Source organism: Desertihabitans brevis, from assembly GCF_003327535.1.
Classification (GTDB): Bacteria; Actinomycetota; Actinomycetes; order Propionibacteriales; family Propionibacteriaceae; genus Desertihabitans; species Desertihabitans brevis.
Genome location: NZ_QOUI01000001.1, coordinates 401,153 through 417,670, shown reverse-complemented (window position 1 = coordinate 417,670; position 16,518 = coordinate 401,153). Strand labels below are relative to the sequence as shown.

Genomic DNA, 16,518 nt, shown 5'->3' with positions numbered 1-16,518 from the left:
GCGGGTCCACGTGCCGTCGGCGGAGGCGGCGACGATGCCATAGCTGGCCAGGTCGAGGTCTTGTCCGGGTTGGTCGGAGGTGGTGAGGGCGGGCTCGCTGAAACCCCAGACGAACGTCGCATCGACCCCGGAGCGGTCGAAGGTGTCGAGGAGCTCGGTGAGGTAGTCGGCCTGCTCCTGCTCGTCGCGCACGAGGTGCCGGGGCACGCTCGGCTTCCCGCGGCCGCGGAGCACCCCGGCCGCGGTGGAGGCCCTGGCGGCGGCGCCGCGGTAGGTGCAGGTGCCGAACTCGAACACGTAGACGGGTTTCCCGTGCTCGTGCGCCCGCTGGACCAGGGCCCGGGTGTCGTCCTCGAAGCGCGAGGCGTTGCGCGCGTCGCGGTAGCGGTCGGTGCCGACGACGTCGAAGATCGACCAGTCGGGGCGCTCCCACTCCCCGGCGCCGTAGGAGACGGGTCCGGCGAACCGCTCCCGCGCGTCGCGGACGAGGTCGCCGAGCAGGCGCTGCAGCCTCCGGTTCGCGATCGGCAGCAGCGGGAACGTCACCGCCATCAGCATCCCCCTGGTCCAGAAGGTGGGCCCGGGAAGCAGGCCGGGCGTCGACAGGGTCAGCTCGCAGCCCACCACCAGTCCGGTCGCGGCTCCGGCCGTGCGGAGCTCCTCGGCGGTGGTGGCGGCGGCGCGCACCGTCTCGCGCAGCTCCTCGACGGGCCGGTCGAAGGGGCGCGGCTGGAGCCAGACCTGCAGCCCCTCCTCCGCCGCGATGCCGGCCGCTGCTGCGAGCCGCTCGGGGTGGCTGGCCATGACCAGCACGGCGTCGCAGCCGAGATCGACCCGGATGGCCCGGAAGTCGCGTCGTGCCCGTTGCTCGGTGAAGCCGGGGTGGTTGTCGAAGAACTTCTCGTACACCACACCGGCGTCGTAGCCGATGCCTCTGAGCGGCTCAGACATCCTGGGCCCCCAGGGCGCGGAGGAGGAAGGGGACCGCCTCGGCGCGTAGTGCAGCCAGGTCGGCGTCCGGGTCACGCTGGACGAGGGTGATCGAGCGGTCCAGGACGCTCTCGACCAACCCGGTGGCGACCTCCAGCGGCATCGACCGGAAGGTGCCGTCGTCCATGCCGGCGCGCAGGATGCTGCGCAGCAGGGCGGTGTCCGCCTCGTCGTCGAGGAGGTAGAGCGGTCTGCCCTCGGCGGTCCGGTGCGAGACCGCGATCTCCACCGCCGCAGCGACCGCCCGGCGTCGGGTGTCGACGTGCGCGAGGTAGGCATCGGCATATCTCCCCAGTCGCGCCGCAGGTCCCTCCACCCGCTCGACCGCCGCCGCCACCTCACCACCGAGTGCGCCGAAGACCGTCTGCAGGACCTCGAGCAGCAGCGCCTCCTTCGAGGAGAAGTAGTAGACCACCGCGCTCTTGGCGATCCGTGCGCGCTTGCCGATCTCGGCCAGCGAGGCACGGTGGTAGCCGAGCTCGTTCACGGTGGCGATCGCCGCGTCGACCAGCTGCTGACGACGAGCCGTCTCGATGAAGGTGCGCGCGCCGCGTGGCTCCTGCGCGGCACCGGCGTCAGAACGCATGGACTGATTCTAGAACAGTCGGTCTGACACCCCGCCCGGCTGTTCGTCCGAGTGGAGGAAGTCATGCCTGTTCTGGTCGTGGACGCCAGCGGTGCTGTCGGCGGTGCTGTCGTCGCCGGCTTGCTGGAGCGAGGCGCAGCGGTGCGGGCGAACAGCCGCACGCCCGAGAAGTTGTCGCTCCCGGAGCAGGTCCAGGTGTTCGGAGCGGATCTGGACGATCCGACGTCCTTCGCTGCGGCGCTGGAGTCCGTCGACCGGGTGTTCCTGTACGCCGATCTCGCAGAGCCGGAGGCGCTGCTCGCCGTCATCGCCCTGACCGCCGAGACCCTCATCGGCGAGAAACCCGTGCTGACCGGTCCCGCACGGCTGACGTTGCGTGAGCAGGTGACCACGATCGGCGAGGTGATCGGGCGGCGGGTGTCGGTGATCGAGCAGACCGAGGCGGAGTCCTCGGCGCTGCTCTCGCGGCACGCGCCCGACGAGTGGGTTCGTCAGATCATCAAGGACTGGCGCGAAGCCGTCGGGGCCACCCCGGTCATCTCGGACGAGTAGATCCGCATCACCGGCCGGCCCTCGCGCACGTTCCGCGCCTGGGTCGCAGACCACATCGACCTGTTCCGCTGGGCTGCGGACGCCGTCGAGTGCTCGAGACCAGGCAGACGGGTCCCTGCTCGGGTCCGCAGCGATCGCCACCGGCACAGGACTCGAAGAGGGCCTGGAGACCACCGTCCGTACGGATCCGGGGGCATCCCGATGCCCCACAGCGCGGATGCGTCGAAGCACGGCCGCTGTCCTGGTGGTCTCTCACGCCCCGGAGTCCCCTCGAGGCTGCCCGATGCCCACCACGACCTTGCCGTGGACTCCGCCGGACTCGAGTGCGGCGTGGGCGTCGGCGATCTGCTCCAAGGGGTAGACGCTGTCGACGACCGGGCGCAGGTGTCGCGCCTCCGCGATCTCCCTCAGCTCTCCGAAGAGTGCGCCGGTGGGATGGCCGAGGAAGAAGCGGATGCGCCGAGGTCCGAAGATCCCCGACGCGGCGATCGCGCCGAGGCTGCGCCATGGGCGGTCGAGGTCGAAGGCGATCGTGACCATCCGGCCGCCGGGCGCGAGGCGCCTGCGCAGCCGCCAGAGGTTCGTGCCGCGGGTGTCGAAGATGACGTCGAACCTGCCGAGATCCTCGATCGGCGTCCGGTAGTCGATGACCTCCTCGGCGCCCAGCGAGCGGACGAAGTCGGCACTGGCCGGGTGCGCCAGAGCCGTCACGCGCGCGCCGAGCATCACACCGATCTGGACGGCGATGCTCCCGACGCCACCGGCGGCGCCACGGACCAGCAGCTGTTCCCCGGCTTGCAGGCGCACCTTGTTCCGGAGGCCGACGAGAGCGGTGGCGCCACCGGCCAGCAGGGTGACGGCCTCGGTCGACGTCAGGTGCGGCGGCCTGCGAGCGAGGCGCCACCTCTCGACCACGAGGTACTCCGCCGCCGAGCCGACCGGCCCGCGCTCGTCGACGGTGCCCCAGACCCGATCCCCGAGGGCGACATCGGTGACCCCGTCCCCGAGAGCGACGATCTCGCCCGCGAAGTCGATGCCCGGGAACGACGGGAACCTGGTGCGAGCGATCCGCTGGAGTCTGCCTTGGCGCTGCGCGATCTCACCACCGTTGACGGAGGTCGCCTCGACGCGGATGAGCACCTGTCCCCGCGCGGGCACGGGCCGTGGCACCTCCACGACCTCGAGCACCTCGGGTGGGCCGAACCGGCGGAACACCGCCGTCCTCATCGTCACCGGTGTCGGCTTCGTCATGCGTGGTCCTTCCGTGTCCGGATCTGGGGATGACGCGACGCTATGACCCGGAGCGGCCCCACGTGACCCTCCTACGATCAAGTGAGGGGCAGCGACCAGGAGGTCTCTCGGATCGGAGGCGACGATGACCGCATCCCGCCCGCGCAGGGACGCCCAGCGGAACAGGACGAACCTCCTCGGGGCAGCCCGTGCCGCGTTCGTCCGCGACGGGTTGGACGCCTCCGCCGCCGCGATCGCCCGGGCGGCAGGAGTCGGCACCGCGACGCTGTATCGGCACTTCCCCACCCGCAGTGACCTCGTCGACGCTGTCTTCGGGGAGGAGGTGCGGCACTGCCTCGCGCTGTGCGAGGAGGCGACGGCTGCACCCGACCCCTGGCGGGGGCTCACCCGTGCGCTGGAAGCAGTCGTCGCCCTCGAGCTCGCCTCGCCCGGCTTCGCCGGAACCCTGCTGGCCGAGCGCCGCTCCACCCCGCTCCTCGAGTCGTTCGACCGGGAGGTGCGGCGGGGGTTCGTGACGCTCGCTGCGCGGTTGCGGAACGAGGGAGCGGCCAGGGCCGATCTCACGGGCGCCGACCTGCTCATGGTGCTCACGGCGGTGCGCGCGATCGTCCTGACCGACCGGGCGACCGCCACGCGCAGCGCGACGCGGTTCATCGCCATCGCGACGGCGGGCTTGCGTGAGGCCCGCCCCGCCCCGCGGACGGCCGCGAGCAGGACCAGAGAGAGGCCGTGATCAACTGACAGCCGACGGCGAAGAGTCCGCAGCACCACCACGGCCGGGCGAGCGGGTGGCCGTCATCATCGGCAGCACCCGACCATCTCGGACCTGCCCCGACATCGCCCGCTCGGTCCTCGACACCGCGCAGGTTGGCAGCCCCGTGCACCCGGGCCTGATCGATCGTGCCGATGTGCACCTGCCCTTCCTCGATGAGCCGCTGAGGCCCGCGCTCGGCATGTACCAGTACGAGCACACCCGCACCTGGGGCGACAAGCCGACCAGCGACGTCTGGAGGCCCTGCGCGCGCTGACGGAAACGACTTGCGGGCAGTGAGAGATTCAGCACGATGGCGATCGAGAGCGAGCACCGCGGGTCGGACTCCCCGTACGTCGCGCGCGTGTGGCGCGGCCGGACGACCGGGGCCGGGGTGATGACCTCGATCGCGACCTCGACCTCAGAGCTGGTCTTCTGGGAGGACCACGGCGTCGTCCACGCGGCGGTGCGAGGGCCCGAGACGGTTCCGACCTCGGTGCCCATCGAGGCCGGGTCGGATTCGTTCGGCATCACCTTCGCGCACGGTGCGTCGTTGTCGCACCTGTCTGCCGCGGCCCTCGTCGACTCCGGCGCGGCGGCCGAGCACGTGGCCGGTCGCAGGTTCGTGCTGGCCGGCGAGGAGTGGGAGATTCCCGGGTTCGACGACGCCGAGCAGCTCGTGCAGAAGCTGGTGCGGTCCGGTGTGCTGACCCGCGACCCGCTCGTCGACGACGTGGTGTGGGGCGGTGCCGCGAGGGTCGGGACGCGTTCGGTGCAGCGCCGTGTCGCCGCCTCGACGGGCCTCACCGTCGGCGCGATCCGGCAGATCGAGCGCGCACGCGGTGCCGCGGCCCTGCTCCGGGAAGGGGTCCAGATCCCGGAGGTGGTGCACCGCCTGGGCTTCTACGACCAGGCGCACCTGGCGAGGGCTCTCCAGCGGTTCATCGGCCGCACCGCCACCCAGCTGCGACGCGGTGGCGCGGAGGACGTCCTGTCGCTTCTGTACAAGACCGACCAGCAGGCGCGTCCCTAGCGTGGTGGTCATGCGGCAGACAGCCGCACGTGACACTCTCCGGAAGGAACCACCACCATGGTCGACGGCACTGTCCGCTCCGCCGACGGCACCACGATCGCCTACTCGGCGTGGGGCGACGGCGATCCGGTCGTCATCATCGACGGGGCCACCGCCTACCGGGCCACCACGCCGGAGAACGCGGCGACGGCGGAGCTCCTGGCCGACCGGTACCGCGTGATCAACTACGACCGCCGAGGTCGGGGTGGCAGCGGCGACACCACGCCGTACGCGGTCGAGCGGGAGTTCGAGGACCTCGCGGCGGTTCTCGAGCAGGCCGGCGAGGGTCGGCCGGCGACCGTGTTCGGCTGGTCGTCGGGGGCGCTGCTCGCCCTCAACGCCGTTCACGCCGGGGTGCCGGTGGCGCGGCTGGCCCTGTTCGAACCGCCCGTCGTCGTGGACGGCTCGCGACCGCCGCTGCCCGCGGACTACGTCGAGCGCCTGGACACGGCCGTCGCCGACGGCCGCCCGGGTGACGCCGTCACGCTGTTTCTGACCGCCGCGATCGGCCTGCCCGAGGAGGTGGCCGCCGGCATGCGCGCGGACCAGGACACCTGGTCGCGGCTGGAAGCCATCGCGCCGACGATCGCCTACGACGGCCGCCAGCTCGGCGACACCGTGTCGGGCCGCCCCCTGCCCGCCGGCCTGTGGGACCGGGTCGATGTGCCCGTCCTGGTGCTGCACGGTGATGCCACCTGGCCCTTCCTCACCGCCGGCGCCCGGGCCGTCGCCGGCATCCTCCCCACGGCGACCCTCCGGGCGATCCCGGGAGAGAACCACAGCACCACCCCCGCCGTCCTCGCCGAGGCGCTGCGCGACTTCATCGGGAAGAGCTGACATGGGGACCATCGTGGTGACGGAGTTCATCTCCCTCGACGGCGTCGTGGAGGCCCCCGGCGGTGAGCAGTTCAGGTACCCGAACTGGAGCTTCGAGTTCGATCGCGGGCCTGAGGGCGAGCGCTTCAAGGAGACGGAGGCGCTCCAGTCGTCGGCCCTGCTGCTCGGGCGGGTCACGTACGAGGGCTTCGCGCAGGCCTGGCCCCAGTACACGGGCGAGCTCGCCGACAAGTACAACAGCATGCCGAAGTACGTCGTGTCCCGCACGCTCCGCGACCCCGGATGGACGAACACGACCGTGCTCGGCGGAGACCTCGCCGAGGAGGTCGCCCGGCTCAAGGCGGAGGTGGACGGCGAGATCTCGGTCCCCGGCAGCATCCAGCTCGTCCAGGCCTTGCTCGCACACGACCTCGTCGACGAGATCCATCTGATGGTGTTCCCCGTGGTGCTGGGGTACGGCCGCAGCCTGTGGGGACCGACGCCCGACAAGACCGCGTGGCGGCTGAGCGAGGCGGTCACCTACGGGGAGGGCGTGCTCGTGACGGTCTACCAGCGCGTACCCTCCGGCTCGGCATCGCAGTGACACCGGACGACGGACCGCCCTCGCCGACACGTCGGCGAGGGCGGTCCGTCCTGCTCTGACCAGCGCTTGCGCCAGTCGATCGGTCGGGCTGACAGGATTCGAACCTGCGACCCCTTGACCCCCAGGCGCCTGGACGGCGTCGTCGAAGCCGAAGTCCGCGTGATTCCGGGCCTCAGATCATGCAGAGCACGTCACGAGATGCATGGTTTGCATGATTCTGGTCCCCTTTTGGTCCCCGTGCGAAAGACTACGGGCGAGGCTGAAATGGGCTCCATCCATCGTGCTGACCATCGGTGACACCACTGCGTCCGACCCAATCAGTTGACCCGGACAAGCGGTCCTGACCATCTCGACGCGGCGCGCTCACGAGCTCGATGCCTGCTCCTGCATGTGTGCAACGCGTTCATCCGCATTCTCAAAATCGTCCTCGATGTCGGCAATGACAACCGCTGTGCCATAGACGACTGCAGCATCGGTGCCGGGTGTGGCCGCCTGGTTCGCATCAAGCAGTAGCGGGCTTTGCAAACTCGCGATCTCTTCCCACCCCGACCGGCCTTGGTCGGCCGCGTCCTTTGCGGTGGACAGGTCATCGGTGATCGCCGCGCCGATGGTCGTCAAGATGTTGCTGAGCGCGGCGACGTATTCGGTTCCCGCATGAGCGGAGGTGAGTTCGTCGAGTTGCGTTCTGACGGCAACAAGACCGTCCCAGGAATCTCCGAGAACCTGGCCTTCCTCGTCGGGGATCAGGGTGAGCCCACGAATCGCAATGATCGCAGCAATCGATGAGAGACGACGACCTTGCTGGAGATAAGTCCCATAAGGGCCGGAAATTGGTGTCGCAGCGATCTCGCCTGCAAACGCGGAAGGCGCTTCGCGATCCCCGAGCGGCAGCACCCCCTGATGTGCAACTTGGAAGATCGAGGCGGGAAGGTACCCGTGGTCTGTGCGCAGTCCAATCCAGATACGGCGGTCGGGTTGTTCGGCAGCATCGCGTGCTGCATCCGTGAGGGCCGCAAGAGCGTTTAGGTGAGTGAGGAGGGTCGCTCCTTCCACAGTTATCGCTAGATCTCCGGGTGGCCAACTCATCATCGTGCGGTCGGAGGGGCTTGGGTCTACGGTGACCTCGAACCCTGCGTTGGCGAGTGCGTGTCGCAGTCGTTCAGCCTCGTCCTTCAATGCTGTGAACGAGCGTTCGGTCGCGGCAATAGCTGCGGCGGAGATCCGAGTTGTTCCCGTGTGTCGCCCAGCAGCCGCCCGCATGGACGCGCGGATCGATGTATCCGCTCCTGCACTGGCAGACGCGACTATGCGCAGCTGGCGAAGAGAGTCGAGTAGCTGAGCGCAGTCCGGCGGATCGGGGAGGTAACGGTACCGGTCGAGTTCGATCAACGCTTCGACCTTGGGCATCAAGCTGTCGAGAAGCCCGGCTGCCGGAACGGGTCGTCGCTCGGCTATAGCGGCTCGCGCGAGGTCCGGGATAACGTACTGAAGCAGCGACCGTGCGACGGTAACTGCAGCGCTTTCATCGGGATAGTCGCCAAGAGCGCCCGGCACCTCATCGGTGTAGGCCTCTGCTGCAGGCGCATCCATCTCCGCAAGCAGTGCCGTCGCTGCCTCGAATCGACGAACGGTCGCTTGTGGGACGGCCCGATCACCTAGGTGGGCGATGGTGGCTTCAGGGAGAAGATCGATCAGCGCCCGGAGCGCATCAGCCTCGGCCGCGAGTTTGGCGGTTAGTGTCCTGGCGCCATATTGCCGAGCCAAGGCCCGAGCCTGTGCTCTGTTGTCCGAGACTTCGAGCGTGTGCGGCAGGTTTTCCCGCGGAATCGCTTTGTCGACCAGTGGGTAGTCACCGACTTTGATCAGACGCCCGAAGGCATCGACGGCGCTGACCCTTGCAATCATCGCCGTAGGTGCGAGAGCAAGAGCGAGTCGGCAAACTTCGACGATCGCCGCATTCTGGTCTGGCTGCAACTCTTCATCGATGAAGATCCACTTACCATCGACGCCGTCTTCGACGCGTTCCAGCGATGCCAGCCACGGCTTCTCTGTTGCGATTCGATGCAAGAGAAGCTGCTCGCCACCGGCTACGGTGACAGCGCGTTCGGCGAGTTCAGGCGCCAGGCGGCGTAGTGCTTCCGTCATATCCGCTGCTTGATGCAACGGCCATACCTTCAGTCGTTCACCGATTGCATCTGTTGCGGCCTCTAGAACCGTCGTGTCAGAACCGCGAAGCACCGTGAGCGCCTGTAGGAGGAGCGGCCCTGCGTCATCATCCTCAACCGCGGCCGTCACGAGTTCACCGACCAGCTTCGGGTCGAGTGTTCGCCAGAGAGGTTGCAAATCCGGATCGGTCGCGACACTGCGAAGCCGCTCGACCGCAGTGGCGATCTCGGGTTTGAAGAGCTCTTCGGTGCCGGGGCGTCGCTGGGTGCGAGACATCGTGAACGCGGTGACGGCATTGCCTGCATCGACGCCACATTCATCGAGAATGTGTTTCCAATCGCCTGCCCGCCGCCGCAGTCCATCGGCGCGGAATGCAGAGGCAACTGCGATGAGCACCGGAAGGGCGCGGTCGCGTGAGACGCGGGCCGTTGCCGCTTGAATCATCGTGACCGAGTCGGCCCCCGAGTCGAGTGCCCGCCGAAGGAATCGCGCAAGTTCAGCACTCGACACGAGCGCGACTAGACGCTCAAGTGTCTCGCGTTGCCCGAAGGGATGACTGGCCTGCGCGAGCGCGCCGGAGCGGATTTCGTGCAGCGGCCGCAGGAGATTGCCGGAGTCCTCAACGACGAGATGCTCGTCGATTAGCCGACGGGTGGCGGCTGTGAACACGCCATCGCTAACCTCCAGCGCAGACTGGATCGCATTCGCAGGAACGGCCACTCCGTACTGGTTGGCGCATGATGCAATCCGGAGGATCTCAAGCTCGAGATGCCTGTCCTGGTCAGCCTCGCGCGCTCGGACTTGCGCAGCGACCACGGTGGCGAGGTTCTCGCCTTCGGTGAGCAAAGTGACGTACTCGAGAAGAAGGCCGCCTGCCCGCTCGGCTGGCTCCCGCCAGCCGACCCACGAGGTGAGGCCGTCGGCCCGATAGTCACGCCAGAGCAGCTCTGCGAAAGCGTCATCAAGCATCGGCGTAACCGCAGCGACGGTCGACAGCAGAGGAACCGGAAAACGATCCTCTTCACGGATCGAAACTATAGTGACCACGTTCGGCAGATCTGCAAGCCGCCGCAGCAGGCGGTCAAGTAGCCCTGGGTCATGGCGCCCCGCGTCATCAATCAGGATGCCGATCGGAGCATAGACGCTCGGTTGCAGGGACTCGATGCGCGCAACTAGTAGCGCAACCGCATCACGACCGGTGCGTCCCACGGGCACCAACGAGTGGACCTGCTGCCAACGATACGACCTACGGGTACCGTGCACTGCGGCGTAAGCAAGCGCGCTCTTACCGCTACCGCTCGGCCCCGCGATGACTGCCAAGCGACGGGCCTCGGCCATTTCTATCACCCGCTGAGTGAGGTCAGGACGAGGAACAAGCAGGCCGGCAGCAACATGAGGAGCTCCCACGTGCGCGCCCTGACGTAAGTCCGATCCGTCCGCTGACGTTTCCCAATCGATCGCCTCGCAAACCCCCAAGGCCCTTGCCTCATCGAGCAGCTGGAGATCGACGGTCGCCAGCACATGATCAACGATGCTGTCAACACCTGCTATGCCTACGACCGCGCGGTTCGCTATGTCCCCATCAGCGTTGGCGTCGCTCGCCCGGCCAATCTGAGTGCAAATCGTCGCCACGATGATCTCCGCGACCGACTCCGGGACATCCCTCGCCCCGGTGACGAGACTAACCGCTCGCTGGTGTGGGTCAGGACAGACAGCGACAGAGAGCGAGGCTGCAAACGCTGCGTTGGCCTCAGCGTCTCCCAAGGAGATATTGGCCAACTCGCCGGATAGTTCGAGCCCTGCAGCTTGGCCCGCCTTCAGGAGCTCACCCTCCCACCCGGCCACAGGAATACCGGTTACCGGCCGCTCAATGAGGAGTGTTGTTGCAGTCGACAGTCCGGCGTCTCTGCGCTTCGCCCACGCCTCCGCAACAGAGCGGAGGTTCTTACGCAGATCTGCCGCGGAGAAGTTGCCGGCGCTTTCGCGCCGAGACTTGACTTGAATGAACAATGACCGGCCCGCGCATTGGACCGAAATATCGTCGTACCCCTCCGGAACTACCTCCGCGGTCGCCTCGCCTTCGCACCACAGCGTCAGTACGACCAGCGCAGCAACGAGATCCTGATAGCGAAACCCGCGACCGGCGCGAGCGCCGGAACGAGAGGCGGCCCACAAATCAGCCGGTTGTTCTGTCTCCGCCTCGGCCGACGACGGTGTGACAAGTGCTGATCGCGCGCGGTGATCTCCCAGGCGTTGCTGTGCGTCGCTGCGTCGACGCGCCTCAGCGCTCGCGCGGTCCGAGCGTCGACGAGTCATGCCTTGATGGTATTGGCGACCTCCGACTCGCCTCCTTTGGGAGACGGTCGGGTCAAGTCCCTGGTGGTGGTGTAGCGCTGCGTGTTCCTTGGGGTGTCAGGCGGTCAGCGCGGGTAGGTCATTGGCGTCGATGTTGGGTTCGGTGGTGGGCACGATGTTCACGCGGGAGCGGGTCAGGACGTCGAGTCCGAGGTAGCGGCGGCCTTCGGCCCACTCGTCTGTCTGCTCGGCGAGGACGGCACCGACGAGCCGGACGATGGCTTCGCGGTTGGGGAAGATCCCGACCGCGTCGGTCCGCCGGCGGATCTCCTTGTTCAGCCGTTCAGTGGGGTTGTTCGACCAGATCTGGGTCCAGATCTCCTTGGGGAACGCTGTGAAGGACAGCAGATCGGCTCGAGCGCGGTCGAGGTGTTCGAACACGGCGGGCAGCTTCTGCTCGACGTAGTCGAGAAGGCGGTCGAACTGGGCGTCGACGGCGGTGGCGTCGGGCTGGTCGTAGACACTGTGCAGCATCGCCTTGACCGCGGGCCACATGCTCTTGGGGGCGACGCCCATCAGGTTGAACGCGTAGTGGGTGCGGCAGCGCTGCCAGGCCGCACCGGGCAGGTTCGCTGAGATCGCCTCGCGCAGCCCGGTGTGGGCATCAGAGGTGATGAGCCGGACACCGGCCAGGCCGCGAGCGACGAGGTCGGCGAAGAACTCGTTCCACGCCGCCCCTGTCTCGGCGGTGGCGACCCGCATTCCGAGGACTTCGCGGTGACCGTCGCCGTGACGCCGGTGGCCAGCAAGACGACGGCGTTGATCACGCGGCCACCTTCGCGGACCTTCATCGTGAGGGCGTCGGCGGTGACGAACGTGAACGGTCCGGCCTCGCCCAGGGGCCGGTGGCGGAAGTCTTCGACGACGGAGTCGAGATCGGCGGCCATCCGAGAGACCTGCGACTTCGACAAGCCATCGATACCGAGCTGCTTGACCAGCTTGTCCATCCGGCGCGTGCTGACCCCGGCGAGGTCGCAGTCCGCGACGACGGTGATCAGCGCTGACTCTGAACGCTTACGCCGTTCGAGGAGCCACTCGGGAAAGTAGGTGCCCTTGCGCAGCTTCGGGATCGCGACATCGATCGTGCCGACGCGGGTGTCGAGGTCGCGATGGCGGTAGCCGTTGCGCTGTGCGGCACGGCCTGGGCTGGGCCGTCCCCACTCCGCACCAACGACCGCGTCGGCATCGGCGGACAACAGCGCGTTGATGATCGACTGCAGCAGCGATCGCATCAGATCAGGGCTGGCCTCAGCCAGGGCTTCGCCAAGCAGGCCAGCGGGGTCGACAATGTGAGGAGCGGTCATCGTGATGGTTCCGTTCGAGAGAGCTGTGAGAGGTGAACTCGAAGGATCACGCGGTGGCCGCGCCCACGTCCACGCCAGGGGACGATTTCGGCGACCGCGCTACACCACTATCGGGGACTCAACTGACGGTCGAGGAACACCCTCGCGGGCACGTGCTCGACTGTCCTCTCCTCGATGCTTATGAAGCAACCGCACGAATAGCACCAGGACTCAAGCCGCTGATCCATAGCGGGCACCTGTTGTCGAACCGCGTGGTCTTCCGTCAGCCAAGTCTGCGAGTGCACGGTTCCTTAGCTCTCGTCGCCGTCGGGAACTTCAGCGCTCTCCCCGACTCCGTCGAGTCCGACAAGGGGGTCTTCGTCAGTTCGAGTTGTCAGGAAGGCACCGAGTATCTGGGCCCGTCTTTCGAGGGCCTTTCCGTCGTTCGTGGACTGAACGAACACGTTGTACTCCCGAAGGCGGACATTGGCCGGTCGCGGGTACCCAGCCGCGTCTTCGGCGAGGCGAGAGGCCTCACGCCGGAGGTCTTCAAACTCCTGAAGCTTCTCTCGATCCGCGGCTGCCGCAACCACTGGATCCCGGAAGACGAGGTAATAGACGACGACCGTGCCGATCGATGCGAGGAGCGGGTCGTTGTCCACGAAGGCAGGAAGCATGCGATCAAGCGTTGCCGTCGCGGCCGTCTGGTACTCGCGCATCTTGGTCTTGCTGATGCTCGGATTGTCTCCATGCGTCGCTACGAACAGTCTGTGGAGGGTGTCAGCCTTCGTATCAGAGAGGCGATTCCTCGTATCTAGCTGATGCTCGATCGCTAGGAACTTCGCCCCGAGCTCACGGTACTTGTATCGTGCGTTCTTGATCGGGGAACGGCTGAGAAGAAGACCGTGACGGGCGAGCTCGTTCGCCGATTCGCGAGTTGCCCCGGAGATCGCGTTACGGCGCTCGGCAGCGTTCAAAGAGGATGACGCGTTGAGTCTCTGGAACATCTCCTCGATCAGGTCGCCGCTGTCAGATGTGACGCTGACGATCGGGAGCTCGTAGTCAAGGAAGCGCTGCGCGACCGTGGGATACCGTTCCTGAAGCTCGGTGAGAGTCAGCCGTTCGGCTCGTACGTTTTCATCCTCGAAGTATCGGAAGTCATCGGCCAGCCTCAGCTCGCCGGACAGAAAACTGGTGATGGCTTCGAGACGTTGCTTGCCATCGATCACCGCGTACTGGTACGTGAGGCCGGCCGGTGTAAGACGGCGGCTGGACTCCTTCTCGAAATAGAGCTTGGGAACATCGAGTCCGTTGAGGATCGAGTCGATCAGCCCTGCACGAGTATCGATTCCCCAGATGCCGCCTTCGCGTTGATACGGCGGGTTGAGGTCGACTACGTCCTTCATGCGCCGGAACTTTGCGACCGTGAGCTCCGGAATCAGTGCGGTGCGAATCTTCATGCGGCGTTCCTGCCGTAGACGGCCTTGATGCGCTTCGCGATCCGGTCGAGGTCCCTATAGATCGAGACTTCGTTGAAGCCGAGCACACCGAGCTGCTCTCGGAGAGCCGCCTTGCTGGCCGTCGGAACGATGAAGGATTGAAGCGACCGAGCCTTCCGCAGAGGTTCTTGATCGGCTCCGGGCGACGGCAGCTGAGTCAACGTGAATGTTCCCGTCTGGAATCGAATCCGGTCGAAGATCAGCGGAGCAACGACGGCTCTCGGCTTCCGCCTGTTCTCGCTGTCGCGACCAGGCAGGTAGTCCTTGAGCGTGATGTCAGAGTCCGACAGCAGGTGAGGATGTCCCCCGTCGGCATCCCCGGCCTCTTCGTTTAGGTCGTTTGGATGGATGAGGAAGAACTCGCCATCCACTTCGTCGATCGCCCCAGAGGGATTCGGCTCGCTGGCGAAGAACAACGCGACGAGGGGGCTCTGCGACCAGTCGAGAAGCCGTGTTGGAAGTGCGTGGTGCTGTGCAAATGTTGTCCAGCCCCACTCGTCGAATGCATATTGCAGGCCCGCAGTGGCGGCTTCCTGACGAAACCGGGCCAGCATGACGCGTTCATTTTCACGGTGCTCCGGCTTCCTGAACGCCGAAGCCTGAAGCTCCCAAGTATGGTCGCGGTGGCCGCGATACCAGACCTCGCGTCCATCTGCGGTGATGGGTTCGAGAACCTGCATCAGATCCTCGACGCTGGCGATGGTCCGGCGTTCAGGCGAGGCGGCAGCCGACTCACCGGCTTCGACGTCAACGGTCACGTTCGTCAAGTTATCAGCCGCCAGGCTCCTCGCTGTGCAGCGCGTGCCGGCCCGTCCGGGGGCGGTGCCCTCGGTAGCGTGGCGGATCGTGCTGAAATCATGCCCTCCCCGCTGTCCTCTTTCGGAGTGCCGATCCTGCTGTTCGCTTCATGGGTAGGCCGCGGACTCCGATCGGAACGTGCGGGAAGGTCCATGTCGGGACGACAGACTCGGGGCGCTTTGTTGCGAGTGCCAGGTATCGGGATTGGGATGGCGCCAGCCGCCAGGTGTCGGCGACAGCGGACAGCCCGGCTTCCGCCGAGCGGGCACTGAAGGCGAAGCTGTCGAAGAGGTCGTTGTTCCAGCCGGGTCCATCCGAGCTCACGCCGGACAGCGGCTTTCCCGCGCTCGTCGACTACTGGTTGGCGGACATGGAGTTGGAGGGTCGCCTCTCGTTGACGACCATGCAGCTCTACGAACGGAACATGCGAGGGCTGGTGACTCCCGCCTTCGAGAACCTCACCCTCCGGGAGGTCGGTGTCGCCCGCTGCGACTGGTTCCTGAAAGGGCTGGCGCGGGAGAGCCATAGCAAGGCGAAGCAGGCGCGGGTCGTTCTGCGGTTGGCGCTCGGACTCGCGGTGCGACATGAGGTCCTGCCACGGAACCCGATGGATCATGTGAGCCGCCTGCATCGCGAGCCGAATCTCCCGGAGGCGTTGACACCGAAGGAGGTCGATGCGGTACGTGCGGCCGTCCGGCATTGGGAGTCGGGTCTGAGCAAGTCGGGTCCCCGGCCGGACGGTCAGCTCGGCGCCATCATCGAAGTCATGCTGGGCACGTCGGCACGCATCGGGGAGGTGCTGGCACTGCGGCGTCGAGACGTGGATCTAGCCTCATCGCCTGCGACGACGCGAATCGCCGGGACCATCGTCAGCCGCCGCGGCGTGCCGACGATCAGACAGGACCATCCGAAGACGGCGCGCTCGCGCAGGGTCGTCGCGTTGCCGTCGTTCTCGGCAGAGGCGCTGCGTTCGAGGCTCGCACAGCGAGGCAGGATCGGGGACGACGACCTCGTGTTCGCGACCCGAGACGAGACGCCGCTGACGACGAACAACGTCCGTCGCCAGCTCCGGCACGTGCTGGATCTCGCGGGCATCGAAGGGGTCACGCCTCACATGTTCCGACGCACTGCGGCGACCGCGATCAACGAGCGCGCGGGCGTCGAACTGGCGGCCGCACTACTCGGGCATACGGATCCGAGGATCACACTGCAGCACTGCATCCGCCGAAGCGAGGCGGTCGATCCGATCACTGCGACCCTGCTGGATCACGCATTCTCGAAGGATCGACCGTCACGCTGAGAAAACGACAGCCGCTGGCGTCATGGGCCGCTTGCGGCAGGTGCTGAAACCGATCGGTCTCCTACCTCGGAGCTGATGGCTGCCACGACACTTGCGGTCCCCTCGTGCTCCCAGAATCGGAGAACGATCCAGCCGGCCTCCTGAAGGGCGAGCGTCGCTTGTGCGTCGCGTTCCTTGTTCCTGGCGAGCTTCGGCTGCCAGTAGTCGGAGTGAGCGATGGGGATGACGCCATGTGTCGGGCATCCGTGCCAGAAGCAGCCGTCGAGGTACACGGCGATGCGTCTCCGGGTGAACACGATGTCGGCCCGCGAGCGAAGGCCATGAAGCGGCGCGACGTCCACCCGATAGCGGAGACCTCGCCGGTGGAGTTCGCGGCGCACACGGAGCTCGAGCGACGTGTCACGGCCGCGGTTGGAGCGCATCGACTTCGCGGTGCCCGGGGTCGACGCCCATGACTCCGTGATCGCTGTCATGTGTTCGACGCTACCTCGGTCT

At 66.9% G+C, this 16,518-nt stretch carries 13 protein-coding genes and 1 pseudogene; 7 read left to right on the top strand and 7 right to left on the bottom strand.

The annotated features are described in order from the left end of the window. Positions 1-943: 943 nt before the first annotated feature. Positions 944-1,576 carry a TetR/AcrR family transcriptional regulator gene (locus DT076_RS01865; RefSeq protein ID WP_114124923.1) on the bottom strand — a complete coding sequence of 211 codons (633 nt, stop codon included), beginning with the start codon at positions 1,574-1,576 and terminating at the stop codon, positions 944-946. Between the two features lie 51 nt (positions 1,577-1,627). Between DT076_RS01865 and DT076_RS01860 the strand changes: the two genes are divergently transcribed. Beyond that, a complete protein-coding gene (locus tag DT076_RS01860) occupies positions 1,628-2,128 on the top strand; it encodes an NAD(P)H-binding protein (protein WP_199538886.1) in 501 nt (166 codons plus the stop codon). Between the two features lie 252 nt (positions 2,129-2,380). Here the strand turns inward: DT076_RS01860 and DT076_RS01855 are convergent, their stop codons facing one another. Further along, complete coding sequence (locus DT076_RS01855; protein ID WP_199538885.1) at positions 2,381-3,343, bottom strand: NAD(P)-dependent alcohol dehydrogenase; 963 nt, start codon at positions 3,341-3,343, stop codon at positions 2,381-2,383. A 160-nt stretch (positions 3,344-3,503) separates the two neighbouring features. Between DT076_RS01855 and DT076_RS01850 the strand changes: the two genes are divergently transcribed. Genes DT076_RS01850 through DT076_RS01830 form a run of 5 tightly spaced genes read left to right on the top strand, consistent with a single transcriptional unit; the run spans position 3,504 to position 6,622 of the window. Then, on the top strand, positions 3,504-4,112 hold the full coding sequence (locus DT076_RS01850) for a TetR/AcrR family transcriptional regulator (RefSeq protein WP_114124922.1): 609 nt from the start codon (positions 3,504-3,506) through the stop codon (positions 4,110-4,112). Between the two features lie 55 nt (positions 4,113-4,167). Next, on the top strand, positions 4,168-4,407 hold the full coding sequence (locus DT076_RS01845) for an NADPH-dependent FMN reductase family protein (protein ID WP_114124921.1): 240 nt from the start codon (positions 4,168-4,170) through the stop codon (positions 4,405-4,407). Between the two features lie 36 nt (positions 4,408-4,443). Next, positions 4,444-5,163, top strand: a complete 720-nt coding sequence (locus tag DT076_RS01840) for a helix-turn-helix domain-containing protein (RefSeq protein ID WP_114124920.1) — start codon at positions 4,444-4,446, stop codon at positions 5,161-5,163. Between the two features lie 57 nt (positions 5,164-5,220). Next, positions 5,221-6,039: an alpha/beta fold hydrolase gene (locus DT076_RS01835; RefSeq protein WP_114124919.1), complete on the top strand. Its 819-nt coding sequence runs from the start codon at positions 5,221-5,223 to the stop codon at positions 6,037-6,039. A gap of 1 nt (position 6,040) precedes the next feature. Further along, positions 6,041-6,622, top strand: coding sequence for a dihydrofolate reductase family protein (locus DT076_RS01830; RefSeq protein WP_114124918.1), 582 nt, complete (start codon positions 6,041-6,043; stop codon positions 6,620-6,622). Positions 6,623-6,985: 363 nt separating this feature from the next. On the opposite strand, the gene DT076_RS01825 is transcribed toward DT076_RS01830, so the two are convergent. The 4 genes and pseudogenes from DT076_RS01825 to DT076_RS01810 all read right to left on the bottom strand — a co-directional run bounded on the left by DT076_RS01825 (position 6,986) and on the right by DT076_RS01810 (position 14,683). Beyond that, positions 6,986-11,104, bottom strand: a complete 4,119-nt coding sequence (locus DT076_RS01825) for a dsDNA nuclease domain-containing protein (RefSeq protein ID WP_114124917.1) — start codon at positions 11,102-11,104, stop codon at positions 6,986-6,988. A gap of 96 nt (positions 11,105-11,200) precedes the next feature. Next, positions 11,201-12,447: pseudogene (locus DT076_RS01820) on the bottom strand (IS256 family transposase). 290 nt (positions 12,448-12,737) lie between these two features. Beyond that, positions 12,738-13,886, bottom strand: coding sequence for a DUF262 domain-containing protein (locus tag DT076_RS01815; protein WP_114124916.1), 1,149 nt, complete (start codon positions 13,884-13,886; stop codon positions 12,738-12,740). After that, the gene (locus tag DT076_RS01810; protein ID WP_114124915.1) at positions 13,883-14,683 is read right to left on the bottom strand and encodes an FRG domain-containing protein; all 801 of its coding nucleotides are present in this window, start codon (positions 14,681-14,683) and stop codon (positions 13,883-13,885) included. Before DT076_RS01810 ends, DT076_RS01815 begins: the two co-directional genes overlap by 4 nt. A gap of 266 nt (positions 14,684-14,949) precedes the next feature. On the opposite strand from DT076_RS01810, the gene DT076_RS01805 reads away from it, so the two are divergent. Continuing rightward, a complete protein-coding gene (locus DT076_RS01805) occupies positions 14,950-16,023 on the top strand; it encodes a tyrosine-type recombinase/integrase (RefSeq protein WP_199538884.1) in 1,074 nt (357 codons plus the stop codon). A 20-nt stretch (positions 16,024-16,043) separates the two neighbouring features. On the opposite strand, the gene DT076_RS01800 is transcribed toward DT076_RS01805, so the two are convergent. After that, complete coding sequence (locus DT076_RS01800; RefSeq protein ID WP_199538883.1) at positions 16,044-16,496, bottom strand: very short patch repair endonuclease; 453 nt, start codon at positions 16,494-16,496, stop codon at positions 16,044-16,046. Between the last annotated feature and the right edge of the window lie 22 nt (positions 16,497-16,518).

Bases quoted from the DNA above. Each gene is read 5' to 3' on its own strand.
- DT076_RS01800 (WP_199538883.1), bottom strand. From the start codon at position 16,496: ATGACAGCGATCACGGAGTCATGGGCGTCGACCCCGGGCACCGCGAAG.
- DT076_RS01850 (WP_114124922.1), top strand. From the start codon at position 3,504: ATGACCGCATCCCGCCCGCGCAGGGACGCCCAGCGGAACAGGACGAAC.
- DT076_RS01865 (WP_114124923.1), bottom strand. From the start codon at position 1,576: ATGCGTTCTGACGCCGGTGCCGCGCAGGAGCCACGCGGCGCGCGCACC.
- DT076_RS01835 (WP_114124919.1), top strand. From the start codon at position 5,221: ATGGTCGACGGCACTGTCCGCTCCGCCGACGGCACCACGATCGCCTAC.
- DT076_RS01815 (WP_114124916.1), bottom strand. From the start codon at position 13,886: ATGAAGATTCGCACCGCACTGATTCCGGAGCTCACGGTCGCAAAGTTC.
- DT076_RS01840 (WP_114124920.1), top strand. From the start codon at position 4,444: ATGGCGATCGAGAGCGAGCACCGCGGGTCGGACTCCCCGTACGTCGCG.
- DT076_RS01830 (WP_114124918.1), top strand. From the start codon at position 6,041: ATGGGGACCATCGTGGTGACGGAGTTCATCTCCCTCGACGGCGTCGTG.
- DT076_RS01825 (WP_114124917.1), bottom strand. From the start codon at position 11,104: ATGACTCGTCGACGCTCGGACCGCGCGAGCGCTGAGGCGCGTCGACGC.